This window comes from Bdellovibrio sp. (genome assembly GCF_036384735.1).
GTDB lineage: Bacteria > Bdellovibrionota > Bdellovibrionia > Bdellovibrionales > Bdellovibrionaceae > Bdellovibrio.
Window position 1 is genome coordinate 1 of the sequence record NZ_DASVLT010000033.1, and the last position, 21,441, is coordinate 21,441.

23 protein-coding genes are annotated in these 21,441 nt (G+C 45.1%); 12 read left to right on the forward strand and 11 right to left on the reverse strand.

The annotated features are described in order from the left end of the window. The 3 genes from VF412_RS09205 to VF412_RS09215 all read right to left on the reverse strand — a co-directional run. A partial coding sequence (locus tag VF412_RS09205) for a hypothetical protein (RefSeq protein WP_331338942.1) occupies nt 1–911 on the reverse strand: 911 nt, incomplete at its 3' end. A gap of 114 nt (nt 912–1,025) precedes the next feature. Continuing rightward, nucleotides 1,026–1,592 carry an elongation factor P gene (efp, locus tag VF412_RS09210; protein WP_331338943.1) on the reverse strand — a complete coding sequence of 189 codons (567 nt, stop codon included), beginning with the start codon at nt 1,590–1,592 and terminating at the stop codon, nt 1,026–1,028. A gap of 55 nt (nt 1,593–1,647) precedes the next feature. Further along, complete coding sequence (locus VF412_RS09215) at nt 1,648–2,472, reverse strand: tetratricopeptide repeat protein (RefSeq protein WP_331338944.1); 825 nt, start codon at nt 2,470–2,472, stop codon at nt 1,648–1,650. A gap of 61 nt (nt 2,473–2,533) precedes the next feature. Between VF412_RS09215 and ruvC the strand changes: the two genes are divergently transcribed. The 5 genes from ruvC to lpxC are packed head-to-tail and all read left to right on the forward strand — an operon-like array spanning nt 2,534 to nt 6,592. Continuing rightward, nucleotides 2,534–3,040, forward strand: coding sequence for a crossover junction endodeoxyribonuclease RuvC (gene ruvC / locus VF412_RS09220; protein WP_331338945.1), 507 nt, complete (start codon nt 2,534–2,536; stop codon nt 3,038–3,040). After that, a complete protein-coding gene (gene ruvA / locus VF412_RS09225) occupies nt 3,037–3,618 on the forward strand; it encodes a Holliday junction branch migration protein RuvA (RefSeq protein WP_331338946.1) in 582 nt (193 codons plus the stop codon). The genes ruvC and ruvA overlap by 4 nt, the downstream gene beginning before the upstream one ends. Continuing rightward, on the forward strand, nt 3,615–4,616 hold the full coding sequence (gene ruvB, locus VF412_RS09230) for a Holliday junction branch migration DNA helicase RuvB (RefSeq protein ID WP_331338947.1): 1,002 nt from the start codon (nt 3,615–3,617) through the stop codon (nt 4,614–4,616). Before ruvA ends, ruvB begins: the two co-directional genes overlap by 4 nt. A gap of 44 nt (nt 4,617–4,660) precedes the next feature. Further along, nucleotides 4,661–5,665, forward strand: coding sequence for an asparaginase (locus VF412_RS09235; protein WP_331338948.1), 1,005 nt, complete (start codon nt 4,661–4,663; stop codon nt 5,663–5,665). 18 nt (nt 5,666–5,683) lie between these two features. Then, nucleotides 5,684–6,592, forward strand: coding sequence for a UDP-3-O-acyl-N-acetylglucosamine deacetylase (gene lpxC / locus VF412_RS09240; RefSeq protein ID WP_331338949.1), 909 nt, complete (start codon nt 5,684–5,686; stop codon nt 6,590–6,592). A 38-nt stretch (nt 6,593–6,630) separates the two neighbouring features. Here the strand turns inward: lpxC and VF412_RS09245 are convergent, their stop codons facing one another. The 3 genes from VF412_RS09245 to VF412_RS09255 all read right to left on the reverse strand — a co-directional run bounded on the left by VF412_RS09245 (nt 6,631) and on the right by VF412_RS09255 (nt 9,464). Further along, complete coding sequence (locus tag VF412_RS09245) at nt 6,631–6,885, reverse strand: DUF6496 domain-containing protein (protein WP_331338950.1); 255 nt, start codon at nt 6,883–6,885, stop codon at nt 6,631–6,633. Between the two features lie 180 nt (nt 6,886–7,065). After that, nucleotides 7,066–8,718, reverse strand: a complete 1,653-nt coding sequence (locus VF412_RS09250; RefSeq protein WP_331338951.1) for a hypothetical protein — start codon at nt 8,716–8,718, stop codon at nt 7,066–7,068. Between the two features lie 104 nt (nt 8,719–8,822). Next, a complete protein-coding gene (locus tag VF412_RS09255; RefSeq protein ID WP_331338952.1) occupies nt 8,823–9,464 on the reverse strand; it encodes an AlkZ-related protein in 642 nt (213 codons plus the stop codon). Nucleotides 9,465–9,928: 464 nt separating this feature from the next. Between VF412_RS09255 and ald the strand changes: the two genes are divergently transcribed. After that, entirely contained in the window at nt 9,929–11,035 is a 1,107-nt protein-coding gene (gene ald, locus VF412_RS09260; protein WP_331338953.1) for an alanine dehydrogenase, read from the forward strand. A 151-nt stretch (nt 11,036–11,186) separates the two neighbouring features. On the opposite strand, the gene VF412_RS09265 is transcribed toward ald, so the two are convergent. Both VF412_RS09265 and VF412_RS09270 read right to left on the reverse strand, forming a co-directional pair. Beyond that, nucleotides 11,187–11,921: a hydrolase gene (locus tag VF412_RS09265; RefSeq protein WP_331338954.1), complete on the reverse strand. Its 735-nt coding sequence runs from the start codon at nt 11,919–11,921 to the stop codon at nt 11,187–11,189. Beyond that, nucleotides 11,918–12,823: a ComEC/Rec2 family competence protein gene (locus VF412_RS09270; protein ID WP_331338955.1), complete on the reverse strand. Its 906-nt coding sequence runs from the start codon at nt 12,821–12,823 to the stop codon at nt 11,918–11,920. The genes VF412_RS09265 and VF412_RS09270 overlap by 4 nt, the downstream gene beginning before the upstream one ends. Before the next feature lie 315 nt (nt 12,824–13,138). Between VF412_RS09270 and VF412_RS09275 the strand changes: the two genes are divergently transcribed. From VF412_RS09275 to VF412_RS09285, 3 genes are all read left to right on the forward strand, one after another. Continuing rightward, nucleotides 13,139–13,654 carry a tetratricopeptide repeat protein gene (locus VF412_RS09275; RefSeq protein WP_331338956.1) on the forward strand — a complete coding sequence of 172 codons (516 nt, stop codon included), beginning with the start codon at nt 13,139–13,141 and terminating at the stop codon, nt 13,652–13,654. A gap of 27 nt (nt 13,655–13,681) precedes the next feature. Beyond that, nucleotides 13,682–15,328 (forward strand): hypothetical protein, encoded by a 1,647-nt coding sequence (locus VF412_RS09280; RefSeq protein WP_331338957.1) that lies wholly within the window; start codon nt 13,682–13,684, stop codon nt 15,326–15,328. 176 nt (nt 15,329–15,504) lie between these two features. Next, the gene (locus VF412_RS09285) at nt 15,505–16,314 is read left to right on the forward strand and encodes a DNA-processing protein DprA (protein WP_331338958.1); all 810 of its coding nucleotides are present in this window, start codon (nt 15,505–15,507) and stop codon (nt 16,312–16,314) included. Nucleotides 16,315–16,494: 180 nt separating this feature from the next. Here VF412_RS09285 and lptF read toward each other — a convergent pair whose 3' ends face one another. Continuing rightward, complete coding sequence (gene lptF / locus VF412_RS09290) at nt 16,495–17,601, reverse strand: LPS export ABC transporter permease LptF (protein ID WP_331338959.1); 1,107 nt, start codon at nt 17,599–17,601, stop codon at nt 16,495–16,497. Nucleotides 17,602–17,732: 131 nt separating this feature from the next. On the opposite strand from lptF, the gene VF412_RS09295 reads away from it, so the two are divergent. The 3 genes from VF412_RS09295 (at nt 17,733) to VF412_RS09305 (ending at nt 20,043) form a co-directional block, all read left to right on the forward strand. Continuing rightward, a complete protein-coding gene (locus tag VF412_RS09295) occupies nt 17,733–18,746 on the forward strand; it encodes a hypothetical protein (protein ID WP_331338960.1) in 1,014 nt (337 codons plus the stop codon). A 120-nt stretch (nt 18,747–18,866) separates the two neighbouring features. Continuing rightward, nucleotides 18,867–19,193, forward strand: a complete 327-nt coding sequence (gene trxA / locus VF412_RS09300; protein ID WP_331338961.1) for a thioredoxin — start codon at nt 18,867–18,869, stop codon at nt 19,191–19,193. Nucleotides 19,194–19,374: 181 nt separating this feature from the next. Beyond that, on the forward strand, nt 19,375–20,043 hold the full coding sequence (locus VF412_RS09305) for a hypothetical protein (protein ID WP_331338962.1): 669 nt from the start codon (nt 19,375–19,377) through the stop codon (nt 20,041–20,043). 5 nt (nt 20,044–20,048) lie between these two features. Here the strand turns inward: VF412_RS09305 and VF412_RS09310 are convergent, their stop codons facing one another. Further along, nucleotides 20,049–20,696, reverse strand: coding sequence for an iron-containing redox enzyme family protein (locus tag VF412_RS09310; protein ID WP_331338963.1), 648 nt, complete (start codon nt 20,694–20,696; stop codon nt 20,049–20,051). 28 nt (nt 20,697–20,724) lie between these two features. Continuing rightward, nucleotides 20,725–21,414, reverse strand: coding sequence for a hypothetical protein (locus VF412_RS09315; RefSeq protein WP_331338964.1), 690 nt, complete (start codon nt 21,412–21,414; stop codon nt 20,725–20,727). Between the last annotated feature and the right edge of the window lie 27 nt (nt 21,415–21,441).

Sequence of the window (21,441 nt, forward strand, 5' to 3'; positions counted from 1 at the left end):
GCAAAGAAAGTTTCAGGATCGCCGGCCAAAAGAACTTCCACCTGTGCCAGCTCAGTCAAAAGTTCAATAAAACGACGGGCGTGAAGAAGAAGCTCGAGATGGAACCATAAGAAAGATTCCGTTTGTTCTGCAAACTCTAAAATATTCAAGGCCTCTTCATAGCCCTCAAGCATGAAGGCTGCCACAGCAAAGTCAAAAGCCATTTCGGGTTCCTGTGCTGCATGCTCTTGCAAGGAAGATAAAACTGCTAGGCGCACTTGCTCGACCGCAGAATCTTTTTGTTCAAGATCTTCCGTATTCACAGCGCGCGCCTTGGGCGAGCGGCGAGACAAGATTTCTAAGGCATAACGCTGCTGATGTTCACGCGCTTCACGTTGAATGTCGGCGTCACCGGGATAAAGTTTTTGCAAACGTTGTAAAAGATTTTTTTCTTGCTCGTACAACTGCTGAGTACGAAGAGTGATCAACTGATCGAGCAAAGTTTTTTTACCCTTCAGGTAATCTTTGTGAATCTGATATTTGCGATTGCTACGCCATTCTCCAAGAAGGGGTTCATATTTATTCAATGCTGATGAACGAGCGGCTTCTGATTCTTGTCCACCTTCAATAATTCCCTCGACCAATGCTTTGACTGTTCGTTCATCAAGTTCAATGGTCGAGTGTCCCAACGCTTCCATGAAGTATGGCCAAGGAATTGGGAAATTTTCGTTTTGTAAATTGTGAAGAACAAATTGTGTGAGTGCGTGATGTTTGCCTGACAGATGAAGGAATCTCGCCAGTGCATTTACATTTTCTGAAGTCAGTTGATCCGGAGATGATTCGAAAGAGGTGCTAAGACGTGCTGCCACTTCATCGAGATCTTGGGTCTCATTGAGTAAATTCTGAATTTCTAACTCAATAAAAGTGGACAAAAAAAAGCCTCCGCCTTCAGGTCTGCTTCGGCGCGAGCCGAGGTGTAAACCAGACACTTCGTATTTTGGTATAAAATCGAGTGTTTGCGGAGACTTAATATCTTGCGTTAGTAACTATTTTTGAGAGACGCGCTCTACGTAGTCACCCGTTGAAGTATCGATGCGAAGAACATCGCCTTCATTGATGTGCAAAGGCACGCCAACATTCAAACCAGTTTCCATAGTTGCAGGCTTCGTCGCGCCAGTGACGCGGTCACCTTTAACACCTGGATCTGTTTTCGCAACAGTCAAGTTCACAGCTTTTGGAACGTCAACTGCAACGGCTTTATCGTTGTAGAAGAGAACAACAACTTTCAAACCTTCAGTAAGATAGTATTTTGATTCGCCCAAGTCTTCTTCAGACATAGCGATTTGTTCGTAAGTTTCATTCGACATGAAGTTGTAACCAGTGTCGTCTTTGTACAAGAAGTTCATCTCTTTGTTTTCAACGTTTGGTACTTCGAATTTTTCACCAGATTTGAAAGTCACTTCAAGGTTTTGGCCTGTCAGCATGTTTCTCAATTTTGTGCGAGTGAATTGGTTGCCTTTGCCGGGCTTAACGTGTTGGAAATCCACGATCACGTAAGGCTTGCCTTCAACCATGATCTTCAAGTTTTTTCTAAAGTCGGAAGTTTCGTACATAGTAGTCCTCTTTCAAATGGAAAGGACCAATATACGCTGAAAGGACGGGGGGAAGTCAAATCTGAGAGCGATAGTCTTCGATTTTGCGAAGCATCATCTCGAGAGTTTCAAGTTTTCTTTCGCGCACAAGTTCTTCGCGGGTGCGCAAAGGTTTTAGAGGCATTGGTTCTTCAGGTTCATTATAACGAACTTGAAGGGTCTTCATGCGCCTTTCGATTTCCGGATGATCGCCAAATTCTACACGGGTGTCTTTTAAAAGAGCATGAGCTTTTTCAAGATCGTTGCGCACAATGAAAGCATCAATCAAGGACAACATTCTCTCCATTGCCTTATTTTTAGGCGGAGGAGCTTGTCTATAAAGAGGCTCAGGGATTGCCGGAGCCGACGGTCTTTCAATCACCGGTGGCTCATCCAAATTGACTTGCGGAAGTTTTGCCATGGCAAAAACTTCTTCATCGTATTCATCGGCCGTTAAAGATTCTAATTTTTGAACTGCCTTTTGCGCTGATTTCGATTGAGGATTTAAGAACAAAACCATCTTGAAAGACTTCAAAGCTTCCTTGGGGTTTTTGTTCGCAAGTTGAACTTCCGCCATCAATTGATGAGCTAAGATATTCTCAGGAGCCAAAGCTGTGGCCTTTTGCAGGGCATGCAATGCCTGAGCAATTTTACCTGTGTCGCGCAAAATTTTAGCGTATGTGACCAATCCTCCGACAAATTGCGGGTGGCGTTGAACGCCCGCAGTCACGACTTGCACGGCTTCTTTCATCATTCCCATTTCGCGATAAGCCTCAGCCAACGGCGCAAAAACTTGTGACGACGGGTCTTTCGCGAGAATAGTCTGATATTTTTCGATAGCACTTGCTTCAATCTTTGGCATCACCATCAATATTATGACAGGTTTATTGACTAAGCAACAGCTTCAGCATGAAATGAGCGCTATGAGTTTGATAATTCTTGGGGTCGATCCCGGTTCTCGCATTACAGGTTTTGGCGTCGTCCGTGTTGAAAACGGAAAAATTGAGCACATCAATCACGGCGTAATTCTTTTGGATGCAGATCAAGGCTTTCCCGCGCGGATGACCGAATTGGGGTCCGCGTTCCGTGAAGTTATGGAGAAATACAAACCTCATCAGGTGGTTATCGAAAAAATCTTCCTTGGCAAAAACGCAGACAGCGCTTTTAAACTGGGCCATGCCCGCGGTGTTGTGATGTATGAAGCGGGGCTCGGTGGTGCGACTGTTGCAGAATATGCAACTCGCTTGGTGAAAAAAGGAATCACAGGTAACGGTGGTTCTAGCAAAGAAGACGTGCAAGCGATGTTGAAGGCCATGCTGAACATTAAAGCCATCAACCGCATTGACGCTTCGGATGCCTTGGCTATGGCTTGTTACCATGCCTTTGAATTGAAAAAGAAAGCAGTATTGCAAAGAGCGGTGAGTGTATGATCGGATATTTACGCGGAAAAATTATTGAAGTGATGAGCGACTCAGCCTTGATTGATGTTCATGGGGTTGGATACGAAATTCACTCTTCAGCACCGACTCTTGAGGATTTTCAGACTTTGCTAGGCAAAGACATCATCGTGTGGATTCACACCCATGTTCGTGAAGATGCTTTGACGTTGTTTGGATTCCATTCAAAAGATGAAAAAGGTTTGTTCCTTTCACTTCTTAAAGTGAACGGTGTGGGACCAAAAATGGCTTTGAGTATTTTATCGGGCGGTCGCCCTGCGCAAATTCACGAACTGATCGAAGCAGGAAACGCCAAAGGTTTATCGGCTTTGCCAAAAGTGGGCAAGAAAACAGCGGAGCAAATCATCCTGACTTTGAAGGGCAAACTTGTTTCCGTAGAAGAAGAAAAGAAAACCAAGTCAGAGTCTTTGACGCAAATCACGTCGGCACTTTTGAATCTTGGTTATAAATCTCAACACGTGGACCAATTTGTTTCGACATTACCTATGGATATTTCTTTGGAAGATGGTGTTCGTAAAGGTCTTCAAACATTGTCTGGGAGCTTGTCGTGAGTCGCATTCTAGAGGGTGACGTCGCAGAAGGCGAAAAAACCTGGGAAAATGAACTTCGTCCCCAGCGTTTTGAAGATTTTCCGGGACAAGAAAACGTTAAAGAAAAAATCAGAGTCTTTGTGGCGGCGGCGAAACACCGTGGCGAGTCTTTAGATCATGTTTTGTTAAGCGGTCCTCCGGGATTGGGAAAAACAACGATGGCGAAAATCATCGCTAACGACATGGGGGCTGATATTAAGATGACATCAGCTCCGGCCATCGACAAAAAAGGTGATCTGGCCGCAGTGCTGACTTCGCTGAAGCCCAACTCTGTTTTATTCATTGATGAGATTCATCGCCTCAGTCGTCATGTCGAAGAATATTTGTACACGGCAATGGAAGACTATTACATCGATATCGTCACTGGTGAAGGCCTTGGCGCGCGTTCAATGAAATTCCAGTTGGCGCCATTTACCTTGGTGGGGGCGACAACACGTGCAGGTCTTTTGAATCCGCCATTCAGAGACCGCTTCGGAATCGTAGAGCGTTTGCAATTTTATGACAAAGACTCACTACAAAAGATCTTGATGAGATCCGCTGAAATTCTCAAAGTGAAAATCGAACCTGAAGGGGCTGATGAAGTGGCTCGTAGATCCCGTGGAACCCCTCGTGTGGCGAATAGATTGCTGAAGCGAGTGCGTGATTATGCCCAGGTGAAAGGCGATGGCACCGTGACGAAGGACATCGCGATTTATGCCCTTAATCAGTTGGGCGTGGATCAATTTGGTCTAGACCTTATGGATCGTCGTATTTTGAGTCTGATCCAAGAAAAATATAGTGGGGGCCCTGTAGGAATTGATACAATGGCTGCGGCCCTCAGTGAAGAGCGCGACACTCTGGAAGAAGTGTATGAACCTTTCTTGATCCAAGAAGGATTTATCCAAAAAACCCCGCGTGGCCGTGTGATCACCGAGTACGCTAAAAATTCAATTTTACAATTAGTCGATTTAGACAAGTAGTAGGCCCAAAATCTCTCTGGGCTTGCAACCGGGAGATCAGAGAAATGATCCTTAAACAGCCCCTCGTCATTGAAGTTCTTCGTGGAATGGCCGTCGAAAGTGTTCATCAAGTCATGGCTGTCGTGGTGAATGAAACGGGGCATCCTCTACACACTTGGGGTAACGCCAACTATCTGACATTTCCACGAAGTGCGATCAAAATGCTGCAAGCGTTGCCGCTTGTAGAATCTGGTGCTGCGGAAAAATATTCTTTAGAAGATAAACATCTCGCTTTGGCTTGTTCTTCTCATCGTGGGGAAAAAGCGCATCTTGAAGCTCTCGCACAGTGGGTAGAAAAAGTAAAAATCCCTGAAAGTTGTTTTGTCTGTGGTCCTCATTTGCCGTACAACGAAGCCAGTGCTCATGATTTCATTCGTCGCGGTCAAAAGCCGACGGTGCTTTGTAATAACTGTGCTGGAAAACATGCGGGTATTATCACGACATGCTTACATCTTGGTGAAGATCCCCGTGGCTATGATCAGCTCGAGCATCCTGCACAAAAAAGATTGCGTAAAGTTTTAACTGAAACAATGAAGTTCGATCACAGCAAGGCCACCCATGGTGTCGATGGTTGTGGTATTCCAACCTATGCAGTTCCATTGCAAGCCATTGCGACCGGCATGTCGACCTTTATCAATCCGAAAGAAACAGCAGTAAGAAAAGCTGCAATTGATAAACTTGTGCGAGCCGTAAGTCAGAATCCATTTTATATTTCTGGGAGTGACGAATTTGCCACATCTGTGATTGAAAAGACACAGGGTCGAGCCATTATTAAAGGCGGTGCGGAAGGTGTGATGGCTGGGTTTATTCCAGACAAGAAGATCGCCTTCGCTTTAAAGTGTGCGGATGGTGCGGGAAGAGCCACTCAGTTGGCAACGGCGCAAATCTTGTTGCACTTTGGAGGGCTTTCGAAAGAAGAATTTAAGGATCTTTCGAAGTTCACCATGCCTCAGGTCAAGAACTGGAAAGGCGATGTGGTCGGTCAGTTGCGGATTGCGAAGCCCCAGTAGTTAGAGTAAAGTCTAACTATGTTCTTACAAAAAACTATTCGCAAAAGAGCTGTCGTTAACGGAATCGGAATTCACTCAGGTGATCCGTGCACATTAACTTTTAGACCGGCGCCACCTGATACCGGTGTGTACTTCATTCGCAGTGATTTGCCGGGCTCTCCGTCATTGAAAGTCAGCGCTCGCAATGTGAATGCGACATCTCATCAGACGACAATCGGTGGCGAGAAATTTTCTGTGGCGACCATTGAGCACTGTGTTTCTGCTTTATCAGCTTTGCGCATTGATAACATCTTCATCGAACTAGATGGCCCTGAAATTCCAATTTGCGATGGCAGTGCTAGTGCTTTCTTAAATGCATTGTTGGATGTGGGAATTGTCGAGCAGGATCAACCTCGCAAGTATTGCTACATCACAGAGCCTATTTATTTCAGCGAAGGTGAAAAACACGCCTACGTGGTTCCATACCATGGACTTCGTGTGACAGTGACGATTGATTTCCCACATCCAAAAATTGGTAAGCAAACGGTGGACCTGGACGTGAACGAACAATCATTCGGTCGCGATATCGCCAATGCTCGTACTTTTGGTTTCTTAAAAGACGTGGAAGCACTTCAAGCTCGTGGTTTGGCAAAAGGCGGAAGCCTTGAAAACTGCATCGTGCTCGACGGTGAGGCTGTTGTGAATCCTGAAGGTCTTCGCTGGGTCGATGAATTCGTTCGTCACAAGGCTCTGGATGCGTTAGGCGATCTGGTGACTTTGGAAATGCCTTTGATGGGCCATGTAGTTTTATACAAAGCCGGTCACGATGTAATGAACAAGCTTGTGAAAAAGATTTGGGATTCCCCAAAATCTTTCCGCCACGTCGAATTGGGAGCTGATATTTCAGAGGAAGTGCAGCGCTATTCAGGTTGGCAAGTTCCCATATAAAAATAAAAAGGCTGCCGATAAAGCAGCCTTTTTCATTTCTAGGACTTGCGCGAGATCTTTTTACGACTTGTTTTCTTGCGAGCGGTTTTCTTACGTGTCTTCTTTTTAGAAGTTTTCTTGCTTGGAACTTTCTTTCCTTTGTTACGAGCTTCGGAAAGACCAATGGCGATGGCTTGTTTGCGGCTCTTGACTGTGCCCCCTTTGCCGCCACGACCTGATTTCCATGTGCCTTTTTTCTTACGTTTCATCGCTGATTCAACGTCTTTCCCTGCGGACTTCGAATACTTCGCCATGATGCAATTCCTCCTGATGATCTTATTATGAGCAAGATTTTAAATGGGTCAAAATATCGGCTAGGAATTCAAGATAGAGTTGCCGACAATCAAACACATCAAGCAGACTCGCTCGAAACAAAGCAACCGATAAAGGACATTCTTGCAAAAAAAATCCCGGCAGTCGTGCCGGGATTTTTTCTACATCTGAGATTTTAAATAGCTAACAATGTCTACATCCGGCGGAGTCGCGACTCCGACACCTGGAAGTGGACCCGTTAACTGATCCAAAGAATAATTCATTTGCACGTCATAGCGACGATCGGTTTGATTACGAAGCCATTGCTCAGCTGCATACCATTGCTTTTTATTATCATCATCCGCACAGTCCGCAAGTTCTTGTGGAAGGCGAGCCCCCCAGCGAGATTCAACGCAGTGATAAGGGTCAAAGCTCATATTAAACAAACGTTGTCTTGCAGCTTCAAGATTCATCAAAACACTTTTGCCTGATGACGTGTAGTACGAGAACTGGCAAGACGTTGCCACTTGAGCATAAGCTTGAAGTAAATCTTGAGCTAGATTTGTACCCGTATATTTAAGAGAAGGATCTTTGGCCCGGTACTTCGCCATAGAGTTCTTCGCAGAATTCAAAAGATCTACGAAAGAAACTTTCAAACGAGCATCACGTGAAGGAGTCGCAAAAGATTCCCACTCACCATCGCTGCCATAGATATTCATAGGCAATGTATCGGGATGAGGTTTCAATTGAACACCTGATGTGCGTGCTGCATCTACAGCAGCCACACGGTCCTTCAAACCTGAACAGATGTCTGAGGCCAAGTTTTTAAGATCTTCGATGGGGTCCAAATGCTGAGCACCCAATGTCAGCTTCAAACGAACATAGTCGTAATAGCCCACCGTCGTGTTGTTCACGATGAAAGTGCCTTTGCTCCATTGGCCACCTTGATCGGGATTTGTCCCAAAGAATTGTTCGGTTCCGAAGAGTGGAAGTTGAGAATTCGGAGTGCCTACAATACGACCGCCATAATAAAAACCCGAGGAATCCATTTTCGCATCTACCAAAGTCAAAGGGCGGAAGTTTTTAAAACCGGCTCCTTGATTTGGATTGCTGCGCTCGAACTTCGGTGTGTACATACCTGTCGTTAAAGAGTTGTCAGGATGTGCATCCATGTAGAACAAACGACCTTCATCTGTGATTTTATAGATGATAGCCGCATGACCATTTGGATCGTAAACCACCGTGCCAGGATGAATTGCATCGCGGGAAATTTTCACAGGATACAGGTCAGAGAAATTATCGCCCTCGTCCAATCCACTCATACGATAAGAAGCTGTGGAAACTGTGTCGACCAAGGTCTCATTTAAGACTTCAACCGCATTTGGGAAATTCGTTTTCACCAGAAGGAATTTCTTCGTTAGCAAATCCATTCTTTTTGTAATTAAATTACCTTGTGGAGAATATCGTATGTCTGTCACAGCTTGACCTGTTGGTAAGGGGCGAGCCGTCAAAGCGCTTTCGAAGGAAAATGGCAGACCATTTTTCCATGCGAAATAAGCGCGCAGATAATAAGGCCAATCCGCACAATCAGAAGTGTAGTTCAAACCTGCCGGATCTGTTCCATAGTACATGTTCGCAGAACTTTGTAAGCAGTTTGTGACTGTTCCGCACTGGCGTTTTTCAATAGCTGTTGCGATACGCGTGACGAATTGACCAAAAAGAGCTTCGTGCTGTTCAGTCCATGCAGGCTGGGTAATTCTCCAGTCATTGGGGCTTCCTGCGAAAGCCGTCGAACTTGCGACGAAGAGCAATGACAATAAGATTGATTTTTTCATCGATACCTCAAGTAATTAAAATAGCGATGAACTATAACCTATTTAGAAGGACTTTGCCCTCTTGGTGGCCCCCGAGGAGATATATTTCAAAGACTGTCTAAACTTTAGAGGGTCTTTTGGATTTTCTCTGCGAATTTCCAGAACTTATTGTTAGCGGCCAGGCGACCACGGAGGTACTTTTCCGCAGCCTCTTGGGAAATTGTAACGGATTCGTCCCAGAGATCTTCAAAGAGATTTTTACTTGCGCCTACAGCAAGCGAGGGGAAGCTGGAATCTTCCACTTCGCCCCAGGCTACGATCAAAAGACGCTGCCACAGAGTCTTCATAGCCCGGTTGTAAGTGGATTCCATATAGCGGCCCTGCATCTCGGAGACTTCTTTGATTTGTTTAGTGGAAAGGGGTGAATCCATTTCCAAGGCTTCCAAAATAGTTTTACTTTCAGAAGACAGCGGCTTTTCGCTGCGCAAATAAGCCATCATATTGACGAAAACTTCCCGCGAAAAAAATGTCGCGCGATTTTGATACCATTTTGTATAGACGACTTTGCCAGAGCGGGATAACTCCTCTTTTAAGATCCACAGATCCGAAACCTTGCGATCTCCATTCGCGTCCCACTCCCAGCGCATTTTTGAACGAGGAAAAAGTTGGTGCCACAAAGAATCGGGCTCTTTCGAATTTTGAATCGGGTAGACCAACAAAATGCCTTCTTTTTCAATTGCTGCCAGAGCTTTTTTTCGAATTGTCATAGATTCAGTTAAACAATTTTTGCCGCTAATGTTGAGAAGTTTTGCCAGCGGAGCCGTCCTTTTGATTTTGCTCAAGACGGACTCTGCCTAGGTCGCCGTCTTGTTTTGAAACCGCCTCCAAGAACAAAGGACTGATTCAAGTGTGTCGGTTGCAGGCGCCGCTTGAATTTTTTGCGAGGCCTGGCGTTACGAAGGTTGGGCTGGCCGAATAAGAATGAAATACGAGGATTTGAGGCCCAGGTGACGGTGTTGCGTTATGAGATGCTGCGCACCTTAAGAAAGGGGTCTGTAGCTAGTTGCTTTTTATTACCGATCTGGCATATTTCCAGAGTCACCAAATTAGCTGGAATAATCACTCTGTTTTACGGTTTGTAGGGCAGGTGTTTGTCTGGTTGTTTGAATTAAATTAACGCAGCTTGTCCTTGGTTTGAAAATCAGCTCAAGCGCATTTCACGGAGTGCAAAATGATTATCGGTGTTCCAAAGGAAATTAAAATTTCTGAGAACCGCGTAGGTATGACTGAAGCGGGTGTTCGTCAGTATGTGAACGAAGGCCACACAGTTATCGTAGAAAAAGATGCGGGTATCGGTTCTGGTATCACAAATGAACAATACGAAAAAGCTGGCGCGAAAATCATCGACAGCAAAAAAGAAGTGTACGCGAAAGCGGACATGATCCAAAAAGTTAAAGAACCACTTCCAGATGAATATGAGTTGATGAGAGAAAATCAAATCATCTACACATACCTTCACTTGGCAGCTGAGCCGAAACTTACAAAAGTTTTGTGCGAGCGCAAAGTTAAAGCAGTTGCTTACGAAACAATCCAATTGGACAACGGTTCATTGCCATTGTTGACTCCAATGTCTGAAGTTGCGGGCCGTATGGCGACGCAAATCGGTGCATTCTACTTGCAAAAAGACCACGGCGGTAAAGGTATCCTTCTTGGTGGCGTGACGGGTGTTAAACCAGGTAAAGTCACAATCATCGGTGGTGGTGTTGTTGGTACGAACGCTGCGAAAATGGCAGTAGGCCTTGGCGCTTCTGTAACTATCCTTGATGTAAACACAGCTCGTCTCGAGTACCTTGACGACGTTTTCCAAGGTCGTTGCATGACTCTTTACTCAAATCCAAAAAATATCGAAGAATCAGTTCGTGAGTCTGACTTGGTAATCGGTGGTGTATTGATCACTGGTCACAAAGCTCCAACTCTTGTTTCTAAAGAGATGATCTCTTCTATGTCTAAAGGTTCAGTAGTTGTTGACGTTGCGGTTGACCAAGGTGGTTGTATCGAAACGTGCCGTCCAACTTCTCACACAAACCCAACATACGAAGTTGATGGCGTCATCCATTACTGCGTACCTAATATGCCAGGTGTGGCTCCAAGAACTTCTACTTACGCGTTGACTAACGTTACGACGAAGTACGGGTTGATGCTTGCAAACATGGGTGTTGAAGATGCTGTTGCGAAATCTCCAGCGTTGATGAAAGGTTTGAACGTTTACAACGGTCACGTATGTTACGAGCCAGTTGCAAAAGACCTTCACATGGAATACCGCCCATACAAAGCGTAGGTCTACACTCCGACTTTGTCGGAATAGGCTCACAGGCAGTGATCTAAAACGAAATGTAAATTTCAAAAAAAAAGGGAGTCGTAGGACTCCCTTTTTTTTGCCTCTAAACATCATTCAACAATATCCAAAAACGAATGTGAGGGTGTATTAGCTATTGTTCAAACCAGATAGAGCCCCAATCTTCCGTTTTTAAAAGAGCAATGTGGCGTTTGCGAAGCAGAGCAACCGTTTCGGTGTGAGGATGTTTATAACGAGCCCAGCGAGCCGATGCCACGGCCATGCTCAAATGAGGCAACTGGTTCAACAACTCTGGTGAGGTGCTGGTTCTGCTTCCATGATGACCTAAAATCAGGATGTGACTTTGTTGAATCCATGGAAGATGCTCCCAAAGACGTTCTTGCGTTTTCGGAGAATCCCCGGGAATCAAAAAGTCCTTAAAGACCGTGACATGACTTTCCGAGTTCGTGTCCTTGGAAATTTTTGGGGTCCATGTTTTCGTCATAGATTCCGCAGCAGTCGGTGCATTTTCACATGTTGCGAAACGCGATAAGATATTTTTCTTGTGAACTGAAGTAGGCCCAATGGGGGCGATAGCAATACAGCTTTCCGTCAAAGCTTTAGGCCACTTCGCCAGCCCACCAATATGGTCCCAATCCCAATGACTCAAAAAGATTTTGTTCTGACGGTCTCGACAGAAATTGAAAATTCTGCGGAAAGGAAAGAACTCTCCACCGACGTCAAAATGAAGGCATGTGTCTTCTTGGATGGCTGTGACAAATTGCCCTTGGCCCACGTTCCACACTACGAGGTAGCTGTGAAAACTGGAGTCGCGCAAGGGGGTTGCACTTAAGGTGATGATAAGAAAAATCAGAACAAAACCTTTCATCGCGCGTGATCCCTTCCTTGATAAAGACGAAGTCGCAGAAAATGAAAGAACGTCTGCCACGCAAAAATCCACGTCCACAGCAGGCTAATGGATGGCGCCAGCGCCTGCCCCCTGGTCACAGGCTCGGCGAAGTCCTTTAAAATGGCTTGAAACGCATTCATCGCAAAATCAAAAACAGGAAGCAACGGATGAATAACACTGACGACAAAGGCCAGTGGTAAAAGCAGATAAGAAACTAGCGGAGCAAGGATTAAATTGAAGACAATGCTCAAAGGATGAAGGTTTCCGATACCCCAAAGCGGTGCACTCATGAAAAGAAAAATCGCAAGCTGGGCAACCAGCACGGCAGAGATTTTATTTCTGATGTTCAAAACAGAAACCCAGCACAGCGCCAGCGACGCGCACCAACTCATCAGCAGTGAAACCGAGTTCCACCATTCGGGAAAAAGAAAAAGGGTGATCAACCCCGAGATAAGAACCACAAGATCCGCGGGAAAGTGGTAGTGAAGTTTTCTGAAACCAATGCGAGTTCCCAGTGCGATCAACGCACGCACAGCCGGGGGCTGCCAACCCACGCAAAGAGAGTAAAGACTCAAAAAAGCGAATCTTACAAAGACTGGAATTTTCAAAATGCTTAAAAGCTCATCAAGCAAAATCAGATGGGAACCAGAAATAACAAAGATATGAATCAACGATGTTTTGATCAGATTTTCTTTCAATGATTTGTCTGTGATGTTTTCGCCACAGAGAAGTGATGACAGAGTCGCTCGATTTACAGACTCTGTCGGCAGAATCTGTACACATTTTTGTTGAAAGACTGACGCAATCTCTGACGTCTTTTTCAGCAAGAGTGGGGAGGAAGAATTGCTTAAGGCAAAAGCAAGAAAAAGTAGAATGATCATGGAATCAAACACTTAGCAAATTTCAGTTCAGTCATGATTTCTAAAATAGTCTGTCTTGGGGGCCTTGCGTCTCCCGTGGTCGGATTTTAAGATCTGAAATTCGGGCGCTTAAAAATGCTACTGATATTAAAATTACATATGTAATTTCATATAGTTATTTGATGCCTAAAATGGTGGCAATCCGCTGAAACCCTTGAAAATCAACAGGTCTAAGGTCTAGCATTACAATAACTCAACATTTTATGTGGATAAGTCCTGCTTGTTTGCTGTTCTCGAAGCGTGTCATAATGGAAAAAGATCAAGAGGTGTCGATAGATGAAGCAACTTAGACTTTTAGCAGCAACTGTATTTTTAAGCCTGCCTTTAGCCGTGAATGCGAAGTCAGTTAACACAAACTCCAAAGCCGCAAGGGAGCAGCAACTCCTTGTAGAACTAACGGGGAAGGATGTCTCTAAAGAAAGTGATATGACTCTGTATGCTGAAATGGTAAGCGCATACAACAACGATGATGAGATCGGGTTTAAGAGTCGTTTACAAAGCCTTCTAAGTCGCTTCCCAAGCAGTTCCTATGCTGACAATGCCTTGTACTTGGCGGGGCGCCTAGCGGTGAATCATGCGAACTATCCTGAAGCGATCCGTTACTTCGGTCGCGTAGAAAAAGAATATCCAAAAAGTGATAAAGTCACGGCCGCAACTTTTGCGAAAGCGATGACTTATAAAAAAATGAATTTAGGCGAATTTGCAAAACGTTCGTTGATGGAAGTGAGATCGAAATATCCAGGCAGTCCTGAGTCATTCAGAGCTGATGCTGAATTGAAGATGCTCAACTAATTTTGACCCACAGCCAAGGATGACACATTGAAGAACACGAAGTTCTCTGTCTTGTTGACCATGATTTTCTGCGCTCTTGTGGCGCATGCTCAGGACACTCCGCCGGATGCCAGCTGGGATGCTGATCCATTGGATGTTTTAGAGCCTAAGAAGCAGCCGGAAGTGGTCGAGCCGACAGTTCCCGAATTCAAAGAAATTCCAGAGCCTGGAAGTGAAGCCGCGACTCCAAAAAAGAAAAAGAAGAAATCAGAGGAAGCTCAAGAATCTGCTCCGACAACAGATCTAGCACCTGCTCAATCTGTACCGGCGGCCGGTAGTAATGATCCTGATTTCGCGAAAGAAGCTCAGTTCAATCATATTTATAAAAAGTTTAATGAACAACCGACGGCGGTGGAAGCATGGGATAAGGCCGTTGGTAAACGCGCTTCTGAAACGTATCAGGTGCAAAAGGGAAATACTCTTTGGGATATTTCTAACACCTTCTTTGGTGATCCGAATTTCTGGCCGAAAATTTGGTCATTCAACAATGGAGCCATCGGCAATCCTCACGAAATTGATCCGTCAATGACCATTCGCTTTTTTCCAGGTAATGCAGATGAAGCTCCGACAGTAGAGTTGACGGAATCTTCTGATAAGGAAACTGTTGTTGATGCTTCAAAGGGAACGACGACGACAGTCGGCATTCCAGCGGCCAAGAAAAAACATATTCCCGTCTTGAAGTCTTTGCCGGCAAGTTTGCCGTCACGTCGTTTTGGTATTTTCAATGACGAGAAACCAAAGGTCGAAGTGCAAATTCCGCCAAAGACGGAATCTCGCGGTCTTGAGTATCTTGGTTACTATCTGACAGATGCACCGATTTCAGGTGTGGGGGTTGTGACAGGAACAGAGCTCGATCTAAAGTCGGCGGGAGATTTTGTATATATCTATGTTCGTTTGGATCAAGGATCTGGCAAAGATTTTATCGTCGAAAAGAATTTGGCTTTTGTGGATGACCCAAGAAAAAAAAATCGCAAAGGGCAGATGGTCGAAATTCAAGGGCAGATAGAAGTTCTTGAGCGTGTGAACGAACAGAAAAATATCTATCGTGCCATCGTGAAAAAGGCCATTCAGCCTGTCGAAGTGGGATCGCTTTTGATTCCCGGCCAATTGCCGATGATTGATCCAACAATGACGCCGCCCACAGCATCGGGGACGGGGGCTCGTATTATCGGCGGTCAGTTTGGAGCCAATCGCCAGTTATTTGCTGCGAATCAATTGGTGTTCTTGGACGGTGGAAGCGCGCAGGGGTTGACTGAAGGGGAAAGCTTCCCGATTTTTGCAGATGAAGCTGTTCGCAACCGTCAAACAGATGCTTACCAAAACGACCGTCAAATCGGTGTCGCAAAGATCGTTAAAGTTTCGTCGAATTTTTCCACTGCTTACGTGACAAAATCTACGGATGATATTTATCGCGGAGACTATGTCGGTCATGTGACAAAGCAAGCAGTTAATATCGCACCAGTAGAGACGCCAGAGAAAATGGATCCGTCGCCAAGCACGGGCGGCAATGATGATCTGGAAAAGGACTTTGAAATGGATTCCGCTCCGGCAAAAGGAGATAGTGGTGGAACTCCCGAAGTTACACCGGCAGAGCCTTCGGGTTCCGGAACTGATGACTCTGATCTAACACTTTAAAATGAAAACAAGAAAGTCTGCGAAATGCAGACTTTCTTGTTTTCATGACAGATCTAATTTCATTTTCGCAAATATTAAAGAATCACCCCTTATACAAAACCCATCGCGATTCAATTCATCAGATTTATTTTCGCTTAGGGCGAAATAAAAACTTAAATCCGATATCTATTCTGCGAATGCTGAACGAATTTGTTCCGGAACTTTCCGTTGTTCTCGAGGCCAGTCATCAGTTGTTGGACTCGGTCGCAGAACAAATTCTGCGCTACAAGTTGGAAAGCGTGCAGTTTGTGGTCTATGGAGAAGAGCATTACCCGTCACAGTGTTATTTGATGGCAGATCCTCCATTAGTGTTGAGTTATTGGGGATCCCCGGCGTGGCTCATGGAGCGAAGTCTTTCTGTTGTGGGAAGTCGCGAGCCTAGTTCTGAGTCTCTGCGGTGGATGGAGAAAGAATTAAGCTCTTTCTGTGAATCTACCCAGCCTTTGATTGTCAGTGGTGGTGCCCGAGGTATTGATCAAAAAGCCCATGGTGTTGCCTTAAGAAAATCTTGCCCCACAGTGGTGGTGCTGCCCTCGGGATTGGGAGAAATGTATCCAGACAGTTTGAAAGAATGGATTCGTCCCATTTTGGACGGTGGCGGATGCTTTCTTAGTGAATACGACTTTTCACAAAAAATGCAGCGTCATCTTTTTCATCATCGCAATCGCTTGATTGCCGCACTAGGGGCCGCAACCTTATTAGTTGAAGCCAAAAGACGCAGTGGAACGTTGATCACAGCTCAGCAAGCAGTGCAATTGGGAAGACCCGTGTGGGTGGTCCCTGGACATCCTCAAGATCCGCACTTTGCTGGATGTTTGGATTTGTTAAGTGAAGGAGCCACTCTGATCCGTGATGCTCAAGATTTATCCATGTTTTTTCACTCTGAGTTAACTGAATCCAAAGTGACCGCAGTAGGGGTTGGGGGTCCTGATGGGATGCCACACTAGGGCTAGTGGTGCCTGTAAGACCCCAAAATCTTTGAGAAAAAAATGAAATGATCTAAAAAATTCTTTTGCAAGTCGCGGGCAAATGCCCGTAACATTTGATTCAAGGGAGGGGCGATGTGGTCAAGGATGACCGTGGTGGTAAGGATGCTACTGCATCGCTCTAATTTTCAGCCCCTGTCCTTAGTTCCAATTTCTTCTTAAAGACTCAATAGCTAAAATTCCGAAGATAACGTTAGGTGCCCAAATTGCGATAGGTACAGGAATCGCTCCGCTTCGTGCGGCACCTTCCGCTGCGACGTAAAGAACCCAATAGAAAATGATCAACCCAATACACAGAATCATGCCGCCAGCCTTCGCTGCACGACGATTGGTTGTTGTGCCTAAGCCGACACCGATCATCGCAAAGACAATGCAAAGAACTGAAATGGCCCAACGCTTATGAAGCTCTGTCTGCATGATACGATTTTGTTCAGGATCTTTAATTCCTTCTGAAAGACGATTGCGAACTTCTTGCAGAGTCAAAGACTGCGGAGACTTCGCCTTTTCCTCTGTATAATCAGGTTCAGAAAAGTGAACGTCATATGTATCAAAGCTGATTTTTGTATGTGTTTTTGCCTGGCGATGAATTTCACCATTATTTAAGCGCAAAAGAATTTCTTGGCCGGGGCGATCGGGATCGGGGATGATGCTTCCCTCTTTCGCGATCACGGTTAGAGGAACATCGCTGCTTTTCTCGTCATAGATGAAAATCTTCTTAAGTTTTCCTTGTTTGGAATCCACTTCGTTGGCGTAAACAACCATGTCAAAGAAACCTTCAGCGAAAGTTCCCTCTTTAATCACAGCGGTGGCTTTTGTATTTGCTAAGCGGCTGAATAGAACTTCGAATTGACGATTTCCCCACGGGGCTATTACGAAGCTTGTCTGTGCTGAAATTATGCCCACAAGACCTGCTAAAACCAATGCAGGTAAAAGCAATGTGCCCATGCTCAGTCCACTGGCTTTCATCGCGACAATTTCAGAATCTTGGCTAAGGCGACCATACGTGAGTAATACTGAAAACAATAACGCCATTGGGAAAAGAATTGGCAGAAGTGAAATAATCACGAATCCAATGATTTCACCGATGATTTTAATTGAGACGCCGTGAACTAATGCGAACTCCGTCAGGCGCAAGACCTGAAACATGAGGATGATGGAGACAAACACCATAAGTCCAAGAATGAAGCTCGGGAGCATTTCAAAGAAAATGTACTGTGCTGCTTTTCGCCCGTTAAAGATACTGAACATGGTTCTCCAATCCTTGGGGTATTGTAGCGAACGGATCAAGTAGAGTCATCGCGCCCATCGTCCAGTCGAAGCCTAATAAAGTGTTCTCGACCGTTATTGACCGAGGACATTCATTATCTGACAATAAAGGTATGAACAAGATTCTTTTGGTGTACGAGGACTATGCGGATTTGATGAGCGTCGAATCTACTTTAAAAAAAGTGGGCTTTGACGTCATCGGTCTTTCTAGCGAGTACTCCGTGGCAGAGCAGATGCTGTCATTCAATCCTGACGTTGTTGTGGGCTCTGGAAAAGGCGGGAAGGTCAGCTCGTTAGGTGTTGGAAAACGCCTTAAAGAAATGGGGCGTTGGCAGGGAAAGTCCGTGCTTATTTTCCCGGCAAATTTTAAGCCTGCTCCACAGGATCTCATCAAAATTCGTGTTGATATGATTTTGGAAGCCCCCGTGGCGCCGTTGCGTTTACTGCAAGTGTTGGCAAAACTATTGGGCCATGATGAGGCCGTTCTGCTCGAGCGCTTAAATAAAGCGATTCACATGGAGAGCCCTCAGAAAACTCAGGCGACCAACGTCGGTGGGAAGTTTACTTCGGAAGCGGAAGCGATTTATGTCAAAGGCTCTGCCGATGAAAGCAATCCAGACGGGAGCTTTAAGCTCGACAATGAATCTCAAGAAGGTTCACAAAGTTTCGATCTAAATACTGAAAATAAGGAAGATAAAAAAGAAGGCATGCGCTTTCGTTTCGGCGAGCGTATGAATGAAGCCGATCGCGATGACAGTCCTACCGCGGACTCTGGTGAGGCGGCTTTTCCTGACGTAGATTTAAAATCTCTGGAGAGGGAGCTTCTTGGCGGCGGCACTCCTGAAGTGGAACGTGTTGATGTTGTCACGGAATTCCCAAGCGAAATGCTACCGCCAGAGCAGGAAATGGCCCGTGCGGAGCTTGAAAAAGCTCAAGCAAAACTGGCTGAAAAGATGAAGAAATATTCGGCTCTTGTGGCCGATGTGAATGTGGCTCCCAAAAGCACCCTCACCCGTGTTGAAACACGTCGCCGTCAACGTGACATTGTTGCGGATTGGGACAAGAAAAACATCAATGAACTTGATGAGTTACGACGCGAATTCACAAAAGCTTTGTTTAAGAAGTAAGCGTTTACTAAGGGCTCCATGACAAGAAAAGTGATTGATCCCTCGGGGCCTTGACTATAAGGTTTCGGTGTTCATATTTAAGAAGTGTGATAAATTGATCACAGACAGACGGAGGCCGTAATGGGCACATTTACTAAAGCTGTAACAGACAGTTCTTTCGAAGCAGAAGTTTTAAATTCTCAAACTCCAGTTCTTGTGGATTTCTGGGCTGAGTGGTGCGGACCTTGCCGTGCTTTAGCTCCAAAGCTAGAAGAAGTGGCGCAAGAGTTGGGTGCAAAAGTTAAGATCGTAAAGGTCAACGTTGACGAAAACCCTGGTACTCCAGGCAAGTACGGCATTCGTGGTATCCCTGCGATGTTGCTTTTCAAAGGTGGCTCTGAAGTGGGGCAACTTGTTGGTAACCATCCCAAAGATGCTATCGTGGATTTCTTAAGCAAGAACACATAGTTTCTCTTGTTTGATAAGATTAAAAATCTGTAAGAGAGCAGCCTAGCTGCTCTCTTTTTTTTTCAATTGCCTGTGTTAGGGTCAGTTTGTTTTTGTGGTATCTCTCTAAACATTGTAATTTCAAAGCAAGCCTCTAGAGGTTGTTCATTCTAATAATGCTGAACGTACACAGGAAGATTCTATGTCATTGAACTTGAATGTTGTGAGTCATGATAGCGCATTGGACGATCGTTTCAAGCGTCTGACCAAAGTTGTTTCGATGCTTTTGACAAACGAAGGTAAATATCAACGTCCTTACTTAGATGGGTTGCCTCACTTTTCGAAGCTTGCGACAGAGCAAAAAACGAAAGTCGTCGAGCACCTTCAATTCTTCCATGACCTTTGCATCGAACATGTTTCTGAAGGCTATTCAATCAAAGACAGTCCCTCATTTGTATGGAGAGCATTCCGCCGTTTAGGATTAACTCCACGTTCAGATCTTTTCTCGCAGTTAACGGATGAGCATATCGTTGAGATTTATTCGAATGAAAACGTTCAATTGTTCCGTAACTTCAAGTTCTTTGAATTCTGCTCTTACTCGTTGGAAGAACTTTTGACGATTGAATGGTGGGGATTGTTCGATCGCGACTCGAAATTGACCACAAAAATGTATGAATATGCAGCGCAAATCTTCAACGGCGAGTTGCATGAAAATGTGAAGCCTGCCTTGGAAAGTCATTTTGTCAGAGAACTTGCCTCTCAAGACAAACTTGCGATGGAATACAGCTTGGACCTTGTGGGTCCCTTGTATCGCAACAAGAGACCCGAGGCGTTGATCATTCTTGAAAGAGCAAAGCTGGTTTCAAATTAATTTTCTTAGGCCGCAGCTTTGCCCGCGGCCTTTTGTGCGTATCTAGCGCAGGCATTCAAAATATTTTCGTAATTATCTGCACTTTGTTTCAAATTCTCGATAATCATTGCTTGAATATTCGGCGGAAACTTCTCGACCTTTGCGATGGCCTCTGCGGCGTGATCCACGTCCTCTTCGGCATGCACACGAAGGAAGTGGCAAGCTTTTGGACCGTACAACGCTTCGACGCGTTTCGTGATCGGACCGCCGATCTTTGCAGCCGCACACTCTAGATAGAGAATGAAGCCAAAGAATGCCATAGGATCTTGGTGTTCGATCCAATAATACTGAGTTTGATAGAAGGACTGCGTGCACGGCATCTCGGGGAAGGACTCAAGCTTTTCGTCAAAATATTTTAGATCCAGCAATGTCAGCTTTTCGTGTCCCTTTTCTTCGGCTGCGTGCTTTAAAAAGCGATTGTGCATTTCTTGATTTTCCATCGGAGTCAAGGCTCCGGCTAAGGCGAGAAGGCGGGTTGTGTGGCGAGAGTAGTAGTTCGTCTGGGCTATCCATGCTGCATAGAAGTTCTTATCTTCCCACGGACAGTCTACCAAATGCTGACACGCTTTTTCTAGAATGGAACTTAGTTCATTGAAGACACTTGATTTAGACATTTTAGGAGCTCCTTATTTCAAAGTTTGTTTAAGCAGTTTTCTTAGTGATAATAGGTGCAAAGGCTTCGCGTCCGATAACTTCCATGCTTTTCCATAGACCAGTGACATATTGTTCAGTCACCGGGTTTGGAAAATGTCGCTCTGGATTTTTCGGAATAATCATGACGGCGCAGGGGTAATTCATCTTGGTAATTGGATCTTGCAAAATCTCGGCGCCGACGTTTCTGCAAAGAACATCGACTTTAAGATCAATCCGTGGGGTCCCGATAATAATGTCTGCATCAGACTGATCCATGATTTTAGAATTCAGTCCCATCATCACTTCAACCCACGGGATAGTTCCCTGAGACTGAACTTGATGACGTCTGAATTCGGGAAGGACATTCAAGTACTCAATACTTAATAAACGCTTAATTCTCTTTTGAACGAGTGCTTGGCAGGTCGACTCATTCAAAGCCTTGAAATAGTGATGATCTTTTGACGACTGTAATTCGATATCAAACAAGGTGAGTGTTGAAAGGCTGACTATCTTGTCTTGGAACGTGATGACTCCCACGTGATCACAGCGGAAGAAGTCATCGGGATCCAGTTTTCCTCCGGCGGATTCGACCACCTCTGTAAACGATGCATGCCAGGTTTTATATATATAGTTAAAGAAATCTTTTTTACTGTCAGGAACATAGTGCGGGCTCACGAGATGAAATTTAAAGCCAAACATAAAACTCCTCCAGCGGCGAAAACTATT

Excerpts from the sequence above, each read along its gene's own strand:
- efp (WP_331338943.1), bottom strand. The coding sequence starts at position 1,592 with ATGTACGAAACTTCCGACTTTAGAAAAAACTTGAAGATCATGGTTGAA.
- VF412_RS09215 (WP_331338944.1), bottom strand. The coding sequence starts at position 2,472 with ATGCCAAAGATTGAAGCAAGTGCTATCGAAAAATATCAGACTATTCTC.
- ruvC (WP_331338945.1), top strand. The coding sequence starts at position 2,534 with ATGAGTTTGATAATTCTTGGGGTCGATCCCGGTTCTCGCATTACAGGT.
- ruvA (WP_331338946.1), top strand. The coding sequence starts at position 3,037 with ATGATCGGATATTTACGCGGAAAAATTATTGAAGTGATGAGCGACTCA.
- VF412_RS09235 (WP_331338948.1), top strand. The coding sequence starts at position 4,661 with ATGATCCTTAAACAGCCCCTCGTCATTGAAGTTCTTCGTGGAATGGCC.
- lpxC (WP_331338949.1), top strand. The coding sequence starts at position 5,684 with ATGTTCTTACAAAAAACTATTCGCAAAAGAGCTGTCGTTAACGGAATC.
- VF412_RS09245 (WP_331338950.1), bottom strand. The coding sequence starts at position 6,885 with ATGGCGAAGTATTCGAAGTCCGCAGGGAAAGACGTTGAATCAGCGATG.
- VF412_RS09250 (WP_331338951.1), bottom strand. The coding sequence starts at position 8,718 with ATGAAAAAATCAATCTTATTGTCATTGCTCTTCGTCGCAAGTTCGACG.
- VF412_RS09255 (WP_331338952.1), bottom strand. The coding sequence starts at position 9,464 with ATGACAATTCGAAAAAAAGCTCTGGCAGCAATTGAAAAAGAAGGCATT.
- ald (WP_331338953.1), top strand. The coding sequence starts at position 9,929 with ATGATTATCGGTGTTCCAAAGGAAATTAAAATTTCTGAGAACCGCGTA.
- VF412_RS09265 (WP_331338954.1), bottom strand. The coding sequence starts at position 11,921 with ATGAAAGGTTTTGTTCTGATTTTTCTTATCATCACCTTAAGTGCAACC.
- VF412_RS09270 (WP_331338955.1), bottom strand. The coding sequence starts at position 12,823 with ATGATCATTCTACTTTTTCTTGCTTTTGCCTTAAGCAATTCTTCCTCC.
- VF412_RS09275 (WP_331338956.1), top strand. The coding sequence starts at position 13,139 with ATGAAGCAACTTAGACTTTTAGCAGCAACTGTATTTTTAAGCCTGCCT.
- VF412_RS09285 (WP_331338958.1), top strand. The coding sequence starts at position 15,505 with ATGCTGAACGAATTTGTTCCGGAACTTTCCGTTGTTCTCGAGGCCAGT.
- lptF (WP_331338959.1), bottom strand. The coding sequence starts at position 17,601 with ATGTTCAGTATCTTTAACGGGCGAAAAGCAGCACAGTACATTTTCTTT.
- VF412_RS09295 (WP_331338960.1), top strand. The coding sequence starts at position 17,733 with ATGAACAAGATTCTTTTGGTGTACGAGGACTATGCGGATTTGATGAGC.
- trxA (WP_331338961.1), top strand. The coding sequence starts at position 18,867 with ATGGGCACATTTACTAAAGCTGTAACAGACAGTTCTTTCGAAGCAGAA.
- VF412_RS09305 (WP_331338962.1), top strand. The coding sequence starts at position 19,375 with ATGTCATTGAACTTGAATGTTGTGAGTCATGATAGCGCATTGGACGAT.
- VF412_RS09310 (WP_331338963.1), bottom strand. The coding sequence starts at position 20,696 with ATGTCTAAATCAAGTGTCTTCAATGAACTAAGTTCCATTCTAGAAAAA.
- VF412_RS09315 (WP_331338964.1), bottom strand. The coding sequence starts at position 21,414 with ATGTTTGGCTTTAAATTTCATCTCGTGAGCCCGCACTATGTTCCTGAC.